This window comes from Dactylosporangium sp. CS-047395, from assembly GCF_050942185.1.
Classification (GTDB): Bacteria; Actinomycetota; Actinomycetes; order Mycobacteriales; family Micromonosporaceae; genus Dactylosporangium.
This window is the reverse complement of record NZ_CP192015.1, coordinates 8,214,036-8,229,012: the sequence shown is the minus strand read 5'-3', so window position 1 is coordinate 8,229,012 and position 14,977 is coordinate 8,214,036. Positions and strand designations below refer to the sequence as shown.

Here is a 14,977-nt window from a genome sequence, read left to right as displayed (position 1 = left end):
GCGCCCGGCACGTGTCAACCGCGAGCGGAAGTTTCACGGGCGCGGCCCGGCGAAAGCGCGATCAGTCTCGATGTCCTTGTCGGCTCTTCGTCGATGTCCTAGGGTCTGTGCCTCGAAGCGCTTCGACAACCCTTTCGAAACCCCATCCCCCCGAAGGGTGGTCCAACCCATGGCAAGCCTGAGCCGGCGCGGTCTGCTGGCCTCCGTCGCCGTCATCGCCGCCGCCCCCCTGCTGGACGCCTGCGGCAGCCCCAAGGAGAAGAAAGAGGGCACCACCAGCCAGGACGAGCTGAGCAAGGCGCTGCCGAACCACGTCGCCAACAACGCGGTGAACCCCGACATCCCGATCGTCGGCGGGGCCAACGGGGCCACCACCGACCCGGCCTTCCTGAGCTACCCCGCGAACCCGCCGAAGTCGGTGACCGGCGCGGTCGGCTCCGGCGGCTCGTACACGACGATGACCCCGCTGTGGGGCGCCATCCCGCCCACCAGCGGCAACACGTACTACGACACCGTCAACAAGGCCATCGGCGCGACCCTGAAGCTGCAGCCGGCCGACGGCAACACCTACGGCGACCTGCTGCCCCCGCTGTTCGCCTCGGACAAGCTGCCCGACTGGATCAACCTGCCGGTCTGGAACATCACCAACCTGAGCTTCGGCAACGCGGTCGCGACCAAGTTCGCCGACCTGACCCCCTACCTGGCCGGGGACAAGATCAAGCAGTACCCGAACCTGGCCGCCCTGTCGCCCAACGCCTGGATCTCCGGGGTGTGGAACGGCAAGCTCTACGGGCTGCCGATCTACTCCTCCAACGCGGTCGTCGCGGGCATGTACTACTACCGCAAGGACCTCTTCGACAAGGCCGGCGCCTCGCCCGAGGTGAAGAGCGTGGCCGACCTGGAAGCGCTCGGCAAGCAGCTGACCAGCGCCACGGCCGGCGTGTGGGCGTTCGACGACCTGTTCGGCAACGACGGCGCGTACATCAACCAGCTCTTCGAGTTCCCCAGCGGCAGCTACCCGTGGACCGCCGACTCTTCCGGCAAGCTGGTGCACCGCTACGAGACGCCGAACATCGCCGACGCGCTGAACTGGCACGCCAAGATGGTGAAGGCCGGGTACATGCACCCGGACGCCGTCGCCAACAACAGCGAGAACGCCAAGCAGCGCTTCTGGTCGGGCAAGGTGCTCATCTGCGCGGACGGCACCGGCGCCTGGAACGGCGACGACAACAAGTCCGGCTCCGCGGCCAACCCGAGCTACAACCGCCAGGCCTTCAAGCTGTTCAGCGCCAACGGCGGCGAGCCGAAGATCGAGCTGGGCAACGGCGCGTCGATGTTCAGCTACCTCAACAAGAAGCTGTCCGACGCCCAGATCAAGGAGCTGCTGAACATCGCCAACTACCTGGCCGCGCCGTACGGCTCGGCCGAGTGGCTGACGGTGAACTTCGGCGCGCCCGGCACCGACTACACCATGAAGGACGGCAACCCGCTGCTGACCGAGCAGGGCAGCAAGGAGATCGCCACCACGTTCCAGTTCCTGTCCTGCCCGGCCACCGCGATCGTGGTGCAGTCCGGCGCCACCCAGGTCGTCAAGGACTACACGGCGTGGCAGGCCGACGCGGTCAAGCACGTGGTGAAGCCGTTGTTCTACGGCATGAACGTCAGCGAGCCGTCGCGCTTCTCGTCGCTCGTCAAGCCGATGCAGGACACGATCACCGACGTCAAGCTCGGCCGCAAGCCGATCTCGGCGTGGACCGAGGCGGTCGACAACTGGCGCCGGCAGGGCGGCGACGAGCTGCGCAAGTTCTACGAGGACATCCGCTCGAAGTACGGCACCGGCAAGTGAGCACGGGCCCACGGTGACCACGACCAGTCCCGCGACAACGGCGCCGCCGGCCGAGCAGGCCGGCGGCGCCGCCGCGCCCCGCAGGCGGAACTGGCGCCTGCGCCTGCGCCGCGACCGTTCGCTGCTCGTCATGACGCTGCCGGCGGTCGCCCTGCTCGCCGTCTTCGCCTACGCCCCGATGTTCGGGCTGATCACCGCGTTCCAGGACTACGACATCTACAACGGTTTCTGGTACAGCCCGTACACCGGCACGGACACCTTCGAGCGCCTGTTCACCGACACCATCTTCTGGCACGCCCTCGAGAACACGCTGGTCATCAGCGCCGTGCAGCTGGTGTTGTACTTCCCGGTGCCGATCGCCCTCGCCCTGCTGTTCAACGAGATCGCCAACGCGCGGGTCCGCTCGTTCATGCAGTCGGTCGTCTACCTGCCGCACTTCTTCTCCTGGGTGCTGGTCGTCACCGTGTTCCAGGAGATGCTGGGCGGGGCCGGCGCGCTGAACACGCTCCTGCGCCGGCACGGGTACGCGACGTGGGACATCATGACCAACGCCGACGCCTTCAAGTACCTGGTCACCGCGCAGGCGGTGTGGAAGGAGGCCGGCTGGGGGATCATCGTGTTCCTGGCCGCGCTGGCCGCCATCGACCAGTCGCTCTACGAGGCGGCGGCGGCCGACGGGGCCGGCAAGTGGCGGCGGATGTGGCACATCACGGTGCCCGGCATGCGCGGCGTCATCGTGCTCATGCTCGTGCTGCGGCTGGGCAACGCGCTGACCGTGGGCTTCGAGCAGATGCTCATCCAGCGCCAGGCCGTCGGCCGGGACGCCTCCGAGGTGCTCGACACGTTCGCGTACTACTACGGCGTCGTCAACAACAACTTCAGCTACGGCGCGGCCGCCGGCCTGTTCAAGGGCATCCTGTCCCTGCTGCTGGTGCTGGCCGCGAACAAACTTGCGCACGCCTTCGGCGAGGACGGGTTGTACAGACGAGATGACCGCTGAATTCGTACCTGTGATCGCACCGGACCGCCCGCGCCGCAAGCACTCCGGCCCGGCCTGGGAGGAGCGCACCGGCCCGGTCGGGCAGGGCCTGAAGGGCATCACGCTCGTCGTCGTGGTCCTCCTCGTGCTGTTCCCGCTGTGGTCGATCGTGCTCACCAGCTTCTCCACCCAAGGCGCGATCAACGAGGCCGGCGGGCTGGTGACCGTGCCGGGGGAGCTGACCATCGAGGCGTACCGGCAGATCTTCACCAACCAGCTCGTCACCCACTCGCTGCTGGTGAGCCTGGCCATCACCGTCGCCGGCACGTTCATCTCGATGGTGGTGACCGTGCTGTGCGCCTACGGGCTGTCCCGGCACGGCACCTTCGGGCACCGGTTCATCCTGCTGTTCCTGGTCGTCACCATGTTCTTCAGCGGCGGCCTGATCCCGTCGTTCCTGGTGGTCACCGCGCTGGGCGGCTACGGGCAGTACTGGACGATGATCCTGCCGGCCGCCGTGTCGGTGTTCAACATCCTCGTGATGCGGGGCTTCTTCAGCAGTACCGCTCCCGAGCTGCTCGACGCCGCCCGCGTCGACGGCGCCGGGGAGTGGCGGATCCTCTGGTCGGTCGTCCTGCCGACCTCGCGCGCCGTGCTGGCCGTCATCACCCTCTTCTACGCCGTCGGCTACTGGAACTCGTTCTTCAACGCGCTGCTGTACCTGCCCGACAACGGCAAGTGGCCGCTGCAGATGGTCATGTACCTGTACACCCTGCAGGGCGCCAGCATGCCGGGCACGGGCCTGACCAACACCGGGCAGTACGCCGGCCATCAGCAGATCGCGACCCTCTCGCTGCAGATGGCCGTGGTCACGCTGACGCTCATCCCGATCCTCGTCGTCTATCCGTTCGTCCAGCGCCACTTCACCAAGGGCATGCTGGTCGGCGCGATCAAGGGATGATCGGGCCGAGGCTGCTGTTCGGCGGCGACTGGAACCCCGAGCAGTGGCCGCCGCAAGTGTGGGCCGAGGACGTGCGGCTGATGCGGGCGGCGGGCGTGAACGCCGCGACCGTCGGGGTGTTCGCGTGGGCGGCGCTGGAGCCGGAGCCGGGGCAGTACACCTTCGGCTGGCTCGACACCGTGCTCGGGCTGCTGCACGACGGCGGGATCGGGGTGGTGCTGGCGACCCCGACCGCCTCGCCGCCGCCCTGGCTCGGCCACCGCCACCCGGACACCCTGCCGCAGGGCCCCGACGGCGTGCGCCGCCACTACGGCTCCCGCAACCACTACTGCCCCAGCGCGCCCGAATACCGCCGGGCCGCGCTCGCCGTCACCGAGGCCCTCGCGGCCCGTTACGCCCACCACCCGGCGCTGCGGCTGTGGCACATCGGCAACGAGTTCGGCACCACCTGCCACTGTGGACACTGCGCGGCCCGGTTCCGGGACTGGCTGCGGGCCCGATACGGCGACCTCGACGCGCTCAACGAGGCCTGGGGAACAAGCGTCTGGGCGCAACGGTACTCCCAGTGGTCCGAGATCCTCCCGCCCGGCACCGTGCAGTACGTCGGCAATCCCGCGCAGGACCTGGACTATCAGCGCTTCGGATCCGACCTCCTCCTGGAGTGCTTCGTCGCCGAGCGCGACGCGGTGCGGGCGCACAACCCGGCGGTCCCGGTCACCACGAACTTCATGGACTTCTACCGCCCGGTCGACGGCTGGCGCTGGGCCGCCGAGGAGGACGTCGTCTCGCTCGACACCTATCCGGACCCGAACGACCCGGGGGCCGCCATGCGCGGCGCGATGTCCAAGGACCTGATGCGCTCGCTGGCCGGGGGGCCGTGGCTGCTCATGGAGCAGTCCCCGGGCGCGGCCAGCTGGCGGCCGGTGTCCACGCCGAAGCGGCCCGGCCTCAACCGGCTCTGGTCGCTGCAGGCGGTCGCCCGCGGCGCCGACGGCGTGCTGCACTTCCAGTGGCGGGCGTCCCGGCAGGGCCTGGAGCGCGCGCACGGGGCGCTGCTGCCGCACGCGGGGGAGGACTCCCGGGTGTTCCGCGAGGCGTGCGCGCTCGGCGCCGAGCTCGCCGAGCTGTCCGCGGTGGACGGTCTCATCGGGACGGACGTCCCGGCCGACGTGGCCATCCTGCTCGACTGGGAGTCCTGGCGGGCCGCCGAGCTGCCGCACCAGCCGGACGCCGGGTTCCGGTACGTGGACCGGCTCACCGAGTGGTACGAGCCACTGTGGACGGCCAACGTGACGTGCGACTTCGCCCACCCGGCGGCCGACCTGTCCCGCTACAAACTGGTGCTGGCGCCGAACCTCTACCAGGTGACGCCGGCGGTGGCCGCGAACCTCACCGCGTACGTCGAAGGCGGCGGGACCTTCGTGCTCGGCCCGTTCAGCGGCGTCGCCGACGGAGACGAGCGGGTCCACATCGGAGGGTGGCCGGGGCTGCTCATGGACCTCGTCGGGGTCCGGGTCGAGGAGCACTGGCCGCTGCCGTCGGGCTGGGTCGAGTGGGCCGAGCCGCGCGGCGCCGAGGTGGTCGAGCACGTGCGCGGCGGGCCCCTCGACGGGCGGCCGGTGGTGTTCCGGCACGGGCGTGCCTGGTACGTCGGGCACACCCCGCCGCCCGCGGACCTGGCCCGGCTGCTCGCCCGGGTCTGCGCCGAGGCCGGGGCGCGGCCGGTGCTGGCGGACCTGCCGCCCGGCGTCGAGGCGGTGCGCCGCGGGCGGGTCGTGTTCCTGCTGCACCACGACGACTGCCGGGCCGAGATCCGGGTCGATCCATGAGCCGCCGGTACCGCATCGAGGCCCCCGACCCCGCCGCGACGTTCGAGGACGGCTTCCCGATCGGCAACGGCAGCCTCGGCGCGATGCTGCACGGCCGGCCAGGCGTGGAGACCCTCGACCTGAACGCCGACACGCTCTGGTCCGGCGGGCCGCTCGCGCCCGCCGCCGGTCCCGGGCCGGCCGGGCTGCTGCCGGAGCTGCGCCGGGCCGTGGCCGCCGGCGAGCACGCGCGGGCCGAGGACCTGGCCCGCCGGTTGCAGGGGGACGCCTGGACGGAGTCGTACCAGCCGCTGGGCCGCCTGGAGTGGCGCTACGGGGATCAGCGAGGGATCGGGGAGTACCGGCGATGGCTCGATCTGCAGGAGGCGGAGGCGGGCACCGAATATGCGGGCGGGTCCGGCCCGGTGCGGCTGACCGCGCTCGCCTCGCACCCCGACGGCGTGCTCGTGCTGACCGCCACGGGCCCGGGCGCGGTGCCGCGGCCGATCGTCCCGCGCCTGCACGGCCCGCACCCCGGCGTGCTCGCCCGCCGGGTCGCCGACCCCGACTGTCTGGTGTGGACCGGGCGCGCCCCCGCGCACGTGGTGCCGAACTATGTGCCCGACCGCCGTCCGTCCATCGTGTACGGCGACGACCGCCCGGACGCCGACGGTACCGTGGCCGCCGGGATGGGCTTCGCGATCGCCGCCGCCGCCCGCCGCACCGCCGACGGGACCCGGCTGCTGGTGGCCGCGGCGACCGGCTTCCGCGGCCCGGACCGCCGCCCGTCCGCCGACCTCGACGCGCTCGCCGCCGCGGCCGTGACCCGGCTGGGGCGGGCCCTCGCGGTGCGGCCGGACGAGCTGCGGGCCCGGCACCGCGCCGACCACCGCCGCCTGTTCGACCGGGCCGACCTCGACCTGTCCGCCTCGCACGGCACGGCCCGGGCCGAGCTGCTGTTCCACTATGGACGGTACCTGCTGATCGCCTGCTCCCGCCCCGGCACCCAGCCCGCGAACCTGCAGGGCATCTGGAACGCCGACGTGCGGCCCGGCTGGTCGTGCAACTGGACCACGAACATCAACGCCGAGATGCACTACTGGGCGGCGGAGAGCACCGGCCTGCCCGAGCTGCACGAGCCGCTGCTGGAGCTGACCCGGGACCTGGCCGTGCACGGCGAGCGGACCGCCGCCCGGCACTACGGCGCCCGCGGCGCGGCCGCGCACCACAACACCGACCTGTGGCGGTTCACCGCGCCGGTGCCCGGGGAGCCCCAGTGGGCGAACTGGCCGTCGGCGCTGTCCTGGCTCGCCGCGCACGCCTGGGACCACCTCGACCACGGCGCCGGCCGCGACTTCGGCCGCGCGGTCGCCATGCCGGTCCTGCGCGCCGCCGCCCGGTTCACGCTCGACATGCTCGTCGACGACGGGTGCGGCGCGCTGGTCGTCTCGCCGTCGACCTCGCCGGAACACCGATTCGCGTACGGTACCGACGGATCCGCCGCCACCTCGTGGGGCTGCGCGCTGGACCAGGAACTCGCCCGGGAGGTGCTGTCCCGGTTCACGGCGCTGTCGGCGCGCTGGCCCGCCCCCGCCGACGCCGCCCTGGCCCGCGAGGCGTCCACGGCCCTGCGCGCGCTGCGGCCGGTCCCGACGGGCGCGGACGGTGCCCTGCTGGAGTGGTACGACGAGCGCCCGCCCGGCGAGCCCGGCCACCGGCACCTGTCCCACCTGTACGGCCTCTTCCCGGGCACCCGCATCACCGAGGCCGGCACCCCGGCGGACTTCGCGGCCGCGCGCAAGGCCCTCACGATCCGGCTCGACCACGGCTCCGGCCACACCGGCTGGAGCCGCGCCTGGATCCTCGGCCTGGCCGCCCGCCTGCGCGACCCGGACCTCGCCGAGTCCACGATCGCCGCATTGCTCGACGAGCTCTGCTCCCGCTCGCTGCTGACCCTGCACCCGGACGCGGGCCGGCCCAGCGGCCGGATCTTCCAGATCGACGGGAACCTGGGCGTGGTGGCGGGCCTGACCGAACTGCTGGTGCAGAGCCACGACGGCGCCATCGCCCTGCTGCGCGCCCTGCCGCGCGGGTGGCCGACCGGCGCGGTGCGGGGCATCCGCTGCCGCGGCGGGCACACGGTCGCGCTGCGCTGGTCCGGCTCGCGACTGACGGAGGCCGCGATCACGGCCGGCGCGAATGGGCCGCTGACCGTGGAGCTGGCCGGCCGCCCCGACGTGTCCGACGCGCCCCCGGGTGCCGTCGAGGTGCCGGGCGCACCGGCCGGGCGGGTCCGGCTGTGCTGGCCCGCCCGCGCCGGGGTCACCTACCGGGTCTGCGGTTCCTGGCGTTGAAATTGGCTGGCGCGGCTGGGGACACGGGGGCAGACTCCGGGCATGCCTGAGGTCCGCACGACGGCCGGCGTTGTCCGCGGCCGCGACGAGCACGTCTTTCTCGGCATCCCCTTCGCCGCGCCGCCCGTTGGCCCGCTCCGCTTCGCCGCCCCCGCGCCGGTCCGGCCCTGGGACGGCGTGCGGCCGGCGCTCGAGTACGGCCCGCCACCGCCGCAGCCGGGCCGCAACGCCATCGGCGACGACTGGCTCACCGTGAACGTCTGGACCCCGGATCCTGGCGCGGGTGCCGGCCTGCCGGTCATGGTGTGGATCCACGGCGGCGCGTACACGATCGGCGCGTCCGGCAGCCCCGAGTACGACGGCGCCCGGCTGGCCCACGAGGGCGGCGTGGTCGTCGTGACGTTCAACTACCGCCTGGGCGTCGAGGGCTTCGCGCAGCTCGCGGGCGCTCCCGCCAACCGCGGCCTGCTCGACCAGGTCGCCGCCCTGGAGTGGGTCCGGGACAACATCGCGTCCTTCGGCGGCGACCCGTCCCGCGTCACCGTCTTCGGCGAGTCGGCGGGCGGCGGCTCGGTCGCTTCGCTGCTGGCCATGCCGCGCGCCGCTGGGCTGTTCCACCGGGCGATCGCGCAGAGCGTCCCCGGGCCGTTCTTCTCGCCCGCGCTGGCCGCCGACGTCGCTGCCGACATCGCGGCCGAGCTGGGCGCTTCGGCGACCGTCGCCGAGCTGTCCGCGTTCGAGCCGGACCTGCTGGTCGAGGCGGCCAACGAGGTGCAGGACGGCCTGGCTTCGCGGGCCGGCCGCTGGGGCCCGGTCGCCCTCCGGGGCGTGCTGTTCGCCCCGGTCGTCGACGGCGACGTGCTGCCCGCCACGCCGTGGCAGGCCCTCGCCGCCGGTGCCGCCCGCGACCTGGACCTGATGGTCGGCCACACGCGCGACGAGCAGCGCCTGTTCTCCGCCCTCACCGGCGTCCTGGGCCAGGTCACGCCGGGCCAGGCGGCCGAGGCCCTGCGGCTGTTCGCGCCCGGCCCGGACGGCGAGCACCGCTACCGCGCGGCCTATCCGTCGGCGGGGGCGGAGGAGCTGTTCGAGGTGGTCCTGTCGGACTGGCTGTTCCGCATGCCTTCCCTGCACCTGGCCTCGGCCCAGACGGCGGCGGGTGGTCGCGCGCACGTGTACGAGCTGACCTGGCCCGCGCCCGGCATCGGCGGCGGGTTCGGCGCCTGCCACGGCCTCGACGTGCCGCTGGTGCTGGGCAACCTGAACGGCGGCCTGCCGGGGATGCTGATCGGGGCGCCGCCGCCGCCCGCCGCGGAGGTCCTGTCGGCGGAGATGCGGGCCGCGTGGACGTCGTTCGCCGCGCACGGGGATCCGGGGTGGCCGGCGTACGACGGGGAGAAGCGCCTCACGCAGGTATTCGACGCACGATCGGACGTCGCGCCGTACCCGGAGGAGGCGTCTCGGCAGATCTGGCAGGAGTACGCCTTCCCGGTGTTGTCGTTGCCACCCGCCGAAGCACCATGACCGCATTGCCGATGGAAATGACGTACCAGGTGAGCGGTACGGCGAGCAGGTGCCAATCGGGCAGTTGGATGACGCAGGCGGCGGCCACCACGTTGGTGGCGATGTAGCACCAGGCCAGTCCTTGTGCCGACCGGATCGCCCAGGGACGGTAGTCGCGCAGCCCTCGCCAGACGACGCAGGTCACGATCGCGAGCACGGGCGACGCGATGAGGTCCCCGGCCCAGAGCACTCCGCCGGTGGTGCGGCCGGTCAGGAGCACGACCGGGCCGAGCAGCGGCGTCAGGATCAGCACCGAAGTCAGCGCCAGGAAGCCGCGGACCAGGACCGACCCGACCAGCCCGATCACCAGCCAGGTAGCGGCCGACCTGTAGTTGAACATGTTCAAATCATGCGCCACCGTCATCCCGGGCGCAAGTCCCCGCACCGCACGCGGGCCTCCGCTGAGGTCGGGCGTGGCCGCCGACGGCCCGACGCGGCGCGAGCCCGAAGGGTCAAAAGCGAAGAGCGACAAGCTTTTATCTCCAAGGGGAGGAAAAGCAATGATTTGATCCTGGCTGCACACGGTGCCTTGGCCACGACTCGTGGCCGGTGAGATCGCCGCCGGGGTTTCCTGCCCGGACTGGCGGCACTGGCAGCGTGCCTCGCACGATGCACGGCAGGAACGCGGCCGCTAGGTCGCGGCCGCGCTCCTTGGTTGCGGCTCAGCAGATCGGCAGCCCGGGGACGGGTTGGTAGTTGCCGCCGCCGGAGATCATCGTGGCCGGGAACCAGCCCCAGCCGCCGTAGTTGTAGGCGGTGTCGCCCTGCGTGTAGAGCCACCAGTTGTTGTGCGCGCTGCCGACGGCCGGGTTCTCGCCGCCGGTGAGCTGGCAGACGAACCAGCTGGTGCCGGCGTACAGGTACCCGGACAGCTCGCCCTGCGAGGCGACCGCGTAGACGTAGCCGGAGCGGTAGGCGTTGCAGTACTTCGTCGCCCGCGGCGGGTTCCACCAGTCCTGCACGACCGGCCCGGTCCCGGAACAGCCGGACGCCGCGGCCGCCGGCGACGCCGTCAGCGCCACCCCGCCACCGGTCAGCGCGAGCGCCGTGGCGGCCAGCACGACGAGTCGCCGCACCCGCCCGGCGACAGTTCGTTGCACGTTCATGGGATACCCCGTTTCCCCATCGACGGCGTCCGCAAGGCCGCCCGACGGTCGTCGAAAGCCATTGCGCAGAATCTATTTGTGGGCACCGAAGTGGCGGCTAAGCCGCGACCACGCGCGGAATCCCCTGGCCATGTACCGGTTGCGGCAGAAATTCGGCAGCTTCCGCCGGATCCGCTCCCCTGCTCGCGTGCTGCACGTGGGGCACGGGTGTGAACAAGCGGCCGGCGCCGGTCAGTTGGGCCGCAGCCGCCGGGCGGCGTCGAGGTCATGCTCGGTTGCCTTGGTGAGCCGGTGATCGTCGCCGAGCGCCCGCCGAATGTCGGGGAGCAGCTCCCTGTACGCGGCGATCGCGGCGTCCAGCCGGTTCGCGCGAAGGTACGCGGAAGCCAGGTTGAAGCGGGTGGTCAGGGTGTCAGCGTGGTGGTCACTGCCGAACATCCGCCGGCGATCGTCCAGCACCCCTCGTAACAGCGCGATCGCCACGTCTTCCCGACCCGCATCCAGGTACGCGCAGGCCAGGTTGTTGCGGGTGGTCAGGGTGCTGACATGGTCGTCGCCCAGCACCCGTCGGCGATCGGCGAGCTCCTGCGCATACGCGACGATCGCCTCATCCACACGGCCCGCGTCGCGGTAGGCGTCGGCCAGGCTTGTGCGGTTGCTCAGCGTCTCGGGGTGATCGTCGCCCAGCACTCGCCGGCGATCAGCCAGGACGGCCTCGAGATCGGGGATCGCCGCTTCCACCCGCCCCGCCGTCAGGTAAGACAAGGCGAGGCTGCTCCGGGCGCTCAGGGTGTACGGGTGATCGTTGCCCAGGATCCGCTGACAATCGTCGAGCATTCCCTGAAAGGCCGCGATCGCCGCATCCACCCGGTCGGCTCTGCGGTACGCGTGCGCCAGGTTGTTGCGGGTGGTCAGCGTGCTGATGTGGTCCTCGCCCAGCACCCGTCGGCGATCGGCCAGCACCTGCTCGAAAACCGAGATCGCCGTATCCACCCGGCCCGCGTCCCGGTATGCGCCGGCCAGGGTGTTACGAGTGGTCAGCGTGCTCGGGTCGTCGTTGCCCAGCACCCGCCGGCTATCAGCGAGCACACTCTCGAAGCCGGCAATCGCCACTTCCACCCGGCCTGCTCTCCAGTGGGCAACGGCCAGGTTGCTGCGGATGGTCAGCGTGCTGATGTGGTCCTCGCCCAGCGCTCGCCGGTGTTTGGCAAGTACCGCCTCGTACGCGGCGATCGCTTCGTCATACCGGCGCGCCTCCAGGTATGAGCCGGCAAGGTTGCTGTGGGTGCCCACGGTGTTGGGATGGTCGTCGCCCAGGACGCGCCGCGAGTTCGCGAACACCGCCTCCAATCCCGCGGTGGCCGCCGTGGTCTGTCCCTGGGATTGGCGGTAGACGGCAGCGCGGTCGCCGATGTGCAGCGCGTGGGCGTTGTCGTGGGTGGCCGGCAGATGGGCGAGCGCGGTGTCGATGTGTGGCAGGAGCGCATGCCAGCGGGGCCAGCCGGTCACACCATGTTCAGGATCGGCGGGGAGTGCCTTCGTGAGGAGCCGGAGTGCCTCGGCGAGGTCGTCCGGCTGGGCCGTGGCGCGGGTCGCGGCCTGCACCAGGCGGTGGACGCTCACGGTACGGGCGGTGCGGTTGATCATGCTGTAGGAGGCCAGGAGCGCCAGGGCCTCGCCGGTGTCGGCCGGGGTGGTGGCCAGCAGGGTCAGGACGTCGTCGGGCAGGTTGTCCGGGCCGAGCCAGGCCAGGACCCGGATGACCCGTTCGGCCAGGGGCGATCGGTGGCGGATGGTGGCCATGGTGACCCGCCAGACCGAGGCGACCGTGCGGTCCGCGCTGGTGGCCGGACCGCCGTCGCCCACCACGCGGGCGAACTGGTCGGCGAGCAGGTGCCGGTAGCCGGCGAAGTCGAGCCCGTGGTGCTGGCTGATGTAGGCGGCGGCCTGCTCCAGCGCGAGCGGAAGGTCACCGAGGTCGGCGGCCAGCAGCCCGGCGGACGCGGTGTCGGTCAGGCCGGTGAGGTCGGTCAGCAGGCTGACGCTCGCGCTCCGCTCGAGGACGCCGAGCGGCAACGGGGCCAGCCGAAGGCGCTTCCATTGGGCCCGTCCGAGGTCGCGGCGGGTGGTCACCACGACGTGGCCGCGGCCGGTGACGTGACCCAGGAGCTCGGTGATGTCCTCGACGTCCTCAACGTTGTCCAGGACGAGCAGCCAGTTGCGGTTGTGCTGCAGCCAGCCGACCGCCCACGCCTGCGCGTCGGCCAGGGTGGCCACCGGGTGCAGGCGCCGGGTCAGCGCGGCCAGGCCGAGGCCGATGTTGTCGGGCGTGTCGGCGGTGATCCACCAGACCAGCCGGTACCGGCCGGCGGCGGCGTGGGCGTAGTGCAGGACCAACTCCGTCTTGCCGATGCCACCCAGACCGAAGACCGCGGCCTGCCCGACCACCACGCCACCCGGGCCCTCGGGCAGCAGCCCGCCCAGGTGCGCGAGGTCCCGGCCGACGAAGACCCCGGACGCGGGCGGCAGGTTGTGCACCGGCGCCCCGCCGTGGTCGGGAATCCGTTGCGCCGGCGGCACCACGCTCGCGTCCAGCCCGAGGTTGAGCTGGGTGTTGTGGTCGCCGATCTGCACGCCCTGGCTGCCCGACACCCATACGCCGTCAGCTGCGGGGCTCATCGTGGCGGCGCGCCGAACGTGTTGTGCTGGACGTTGCCGTCGCCGATCTGCACGCCCTGCGACCCGGTCACCGTGACATTCGGGGCGGGTCTGGCGACCAGCCGCGCCACCTCGGCCAGCAGCTTCGGGTCCGTCGTGAGGGCGGCCCGCACCTGCGCCCGCATCACGTCGGCCAGGCCCTCGTCGGCCGGGTTCGTGGCGAGGTCGACGACGGCGGCGCGGACCTGCTCACCCCGCGACGAGCCGAACAGCCGCCGAAGCAACCGGCGCCCCAGGCCCACCGCCGCATCCGCGGTGGCATCGGCCGTCTCGTCGCTGACCCGTTGCACCACGGCCGCACCGTAGGCGCCGGCGGCCGCGGACAGATATGGCACGACCTGCGAGGCGATCAGCCCGGCATCCACCACGAACGGCCTCCAGATCCTGACGAGCTGCAGTGCCTTCCTCACACCCTGTCTACCATGAGCGTGCCAATCCCGATCTGGACTCCATCAGCCGAACAGCTCGACCTGCCACCACCGCGCGGCCGGATCGCGCGCCCCGTGCGGCAGAGCGCAATGCGGGCACGGAAGGGATAGGGTCGCGTGCATGTCGGTGAGCGAGGAGTTCGCGCAGGCGCAGGTCGACGTGAAGAAGCTTGGGGCCCGGCCCGGCAACGATGTGTTGCTGAAGCTCTACGCGCTGTACAAGCAAGGGACCCAGGGCGACGCCACCGGCAGCCGGCCCGGGATGTTCGATCTCACCGGGCGGGCCAAGTTCGACGCCTGGAAGAACGTGGCCGGGACCGGGCAGGAAGAGGCGCAGCGGGAGTACGTCGAGCTCGTCCGCCGGCTGCAGGGGTACTGAACATGACACTTGTGTGACCGTCCGGCGGAACGCTGGCGCGGGCGGCGGAGTGCAGCTATCATGATCTATGAGTCCGGCATCTTCCCCCGTGGATGCCGGACTCCTTTATGTCCGGGCCAGGACGAGCAGGTACTCGTCCAGCCTGGCCGCGCCGGTCAGCATCGATCGGGCTCGCGAAGCCTGCCTCGACTGCCACGTCTGCAGGGTGTCGGCGAGGGCCGCGGGGCCGCCGGCCGCGCGGACCTGCGACACCACCGTGGCGATGTGGGCCAGCAGGTAGCCGCCGCGGCGGAGCAGGTGGGCCAGTTCGGCGTCGCGGACGTCCGAGGGGCCGTAGACGCGCTGGCCGGTCACGCGGGCCGGGGTCAGAATGCCCGCCCGTTCCCATTTGCGCAGCGTGGCCGGCTTGACACCCAAGTGGTGGGCCAGCGCGCCGATCGGCAAGGGCCTTGCCGTCGGGGTGGGCAGGGGGCCGGCCAGGATCGAGGCGGCCGACGCCACGCCGTCCAGGGTCTCGCGGTCCCGCAGCAGCTGGGCGTGGCTCGCGTCCAGGACGCGCAGGGCGGCGTCGGTCTCGCCCGCGGCCACCAGGCGCAGCACGTCGCCCGCCACCGCGTGGCCGTGGCCGGGGACCAGGGCCAGGAAGGCGCGCAGGGCGGCGGCGTGCACCTCCGTGTACCGCCGATACCCCGACTCGCTGCGCACCGCCGGCGGGAGGATGCCGTCGGCCTCGTAGTTGCGCACCGACTGCGGCGAGATGCCGTGCTCCCGGGCCAGGTCGACCGGCCTTTGAGACTTCGGCACCGTCAGAACCTCCTTCGGAAGCGAAACCTTC

At 72.0% G+C, this 14,977-nt stretch carries 12 protein-coding genes; 7 read left to right on the top strand and 5 right to left on the bottom strand.

The features are described from left to right. Nucleotides 1–169: 169 nt before the first annotated feature. Genes ACQP00_RS38660 through ACQP00_RS38635 form a run of 6 tightly spaced genes read left to right on the top strand, consistent with a single transcriptional unit; the run spans nucleotide 170 to nucleotide 9,472 of the window. Nucleotides 170–1,846 carry an extracellular solute-binding protein gene (locus tag ACQP00_RS38660; RefSeq protein ID WP_433205933.1) on the top strand — a complete coding sequence of 559 codons (1,677 nt, stop codon included), beginning with the start codon at nucleotides 170–172 and terminating at the stop codon, nucleotides 1,844–1,846. A 13-nt stretch (nucleotides 1,847–1,859) separates the two neighbouring features. Next, a complete protein-coding gene (locus ACQP00_RS38655; protein ID WP_433205930.1) occupies nucleotides 1,860–2,846 on the top strand; it encodes an ABC transporter permease in 987 nt (328 codons plus the stop codon). A 10-nt stretch (nucleotides 2,847–2,856) separates the two neighbouring features. Beyond that, entirely contained in the window at nucleotides 2,857–3,786 is a 930-nt protein-coding gene (locus ACQP00_RS38650) for a carbohydrate ABC transporter permease (protein ID WP_433205927.1), read from the top strand. Then, complete coding sequence (locus ACQP00_RS38645) at nucleotides 3,783–5,615, top strand: beta-galactosidase (RefSeq protein WP_433205924.1); 1,833 nt, start codon at nucleotides 3,783–3,785, stop codon at nucleotides 5,613–5,615. The genes ACQP00_RS38650 and ACQP00_RS38645 overlap by 4 nt, the downstream gene beginning before the upstream one ends. Continuing rightward, complete coding sequence (locus tag ACQP00_RS38640) at nucleotides 5,612–7,948, top strand: glycosyl hydrolase family 95 catalytic domain-containing protein (protein WP_433205921.1); 2,337 nt, start codon at nucleotides 5,612–5,614, stop codon at nucleotides 7,946–7,948. Before ACQP00_RS38645 ends, ACQP00_RS38640 begins: the two co-directional genes overlap by 4 nt. Nucleotides 7,949–7,990: 42 nt before the next feature. Then, nucleotides 7,991–9,472: a carboxylesterase/lipase family protein gene (locus ACQP00_RS38635; RefSeq protein ID WP_433205918.1), complete on the top strand. Its 1,482-nt coding sequence runs from the start codon at nucleotides 7,991–7,993 to the stop codon at nucleotides 9,470–9,472. On the opposite strand, the gene ACQP00_RS38630 is transcribed toward ACQP00_RS38635, so the two are convergent. The 4 genes from ACQP00_RS38630 to ACQP00_RS38615 all read right to left on the bottom strand — a co-directional run bounded on the left by ACQP00_RS38630 (nucleotide 9,354) and on the right by ACQP00_RS38615 (nucleotide 13,745). Further along, on the bottom strand, nucleotides 9,354–9,875 hold the full coding sequence (locus ACQP00_RS38630) for a hypothetical protein (protein ID WP_433205915.1): 522 nt from the start codon (nucleotides 9,873–9,875) through the stop codon (nucleotides 9,354–9,356). The two genes, ACQP00_RS38635 and ACQP00_RS38630, sit on opposite strands and share 119 nt — an antisense overlap. A gap of 298 nt (nucleotides 9,876–10,173) precedes the next feature. Further along, the gene (locus tag ACQP00_RS38625; RefSeq protein WP_433205912.1) at nucleotides 10,174–10,611 is read right to left on the bottom strand and encodes a hypothetical protein; all 438 of its coding nucleotides are present in this window, start codon (nucleotides 10,609–10,611) and stop codon (nucleotides 10,174–10,176) included. A gap of 237 nt (nucleotides 10,612–10,848) precedes the next feature. Beyond that, entirely contained in the window at nucleotides 10,849–13,269 is a 2,421-nt protein-coding gene (locus tag ACQP00_RS38620) for a tetratricopeptide repeat protein (protein WP_433205909.1), read from the bottom strand. Between the two features lie 23 nt (nucleotides 13,270–13,292). Then, complete coding sequence (locus ACQP00_RS38615) at nucleotides 13,293–13,745, bottom strand: hypothetical protein (RefSeq protein WP_433205906.1); 453 nt, start codon at nucleotides 13,743–13,745, stop codon at nucleotides 13,293–13,295. 139 nt (nucleotides 13,746–13,884) lie between these two features. Between ACQP00_RS38615 and ACQP00_RS38610 the strand changes: the two genes are divergently transcribed. Next, a complete protein-coding gene (locus tag ACQP00_RS38610; RefSeq protein WP_433205903.1) occupies nucleotides 13,885–14,142 on the top strand; it encodes an acyl-CoA-binding protein in 258 nt (85 codons plus the stop codon). A gap of 105 nt (nucleotides 14,143–14,247) precedes the next feature. On the opposite strand, the gene ACQP00_RS38605 is transcribed toward ACQP00_RS38610, so the two are convergent. Then, on the bottom strand, nucleotides 14,248–14,946 hold the full coding sequence (locus tag ACQP00_RS38605) for a MerR family transcriptional regulator (protein ID WP_433205900.1): 699 nt from the start codon (nucleotides 14,944–14,946) through the stop codon (nucleotides 14,248–14,250). Nucleotides 14,947–14,977 lie beyond the last annotated feature (31 nt).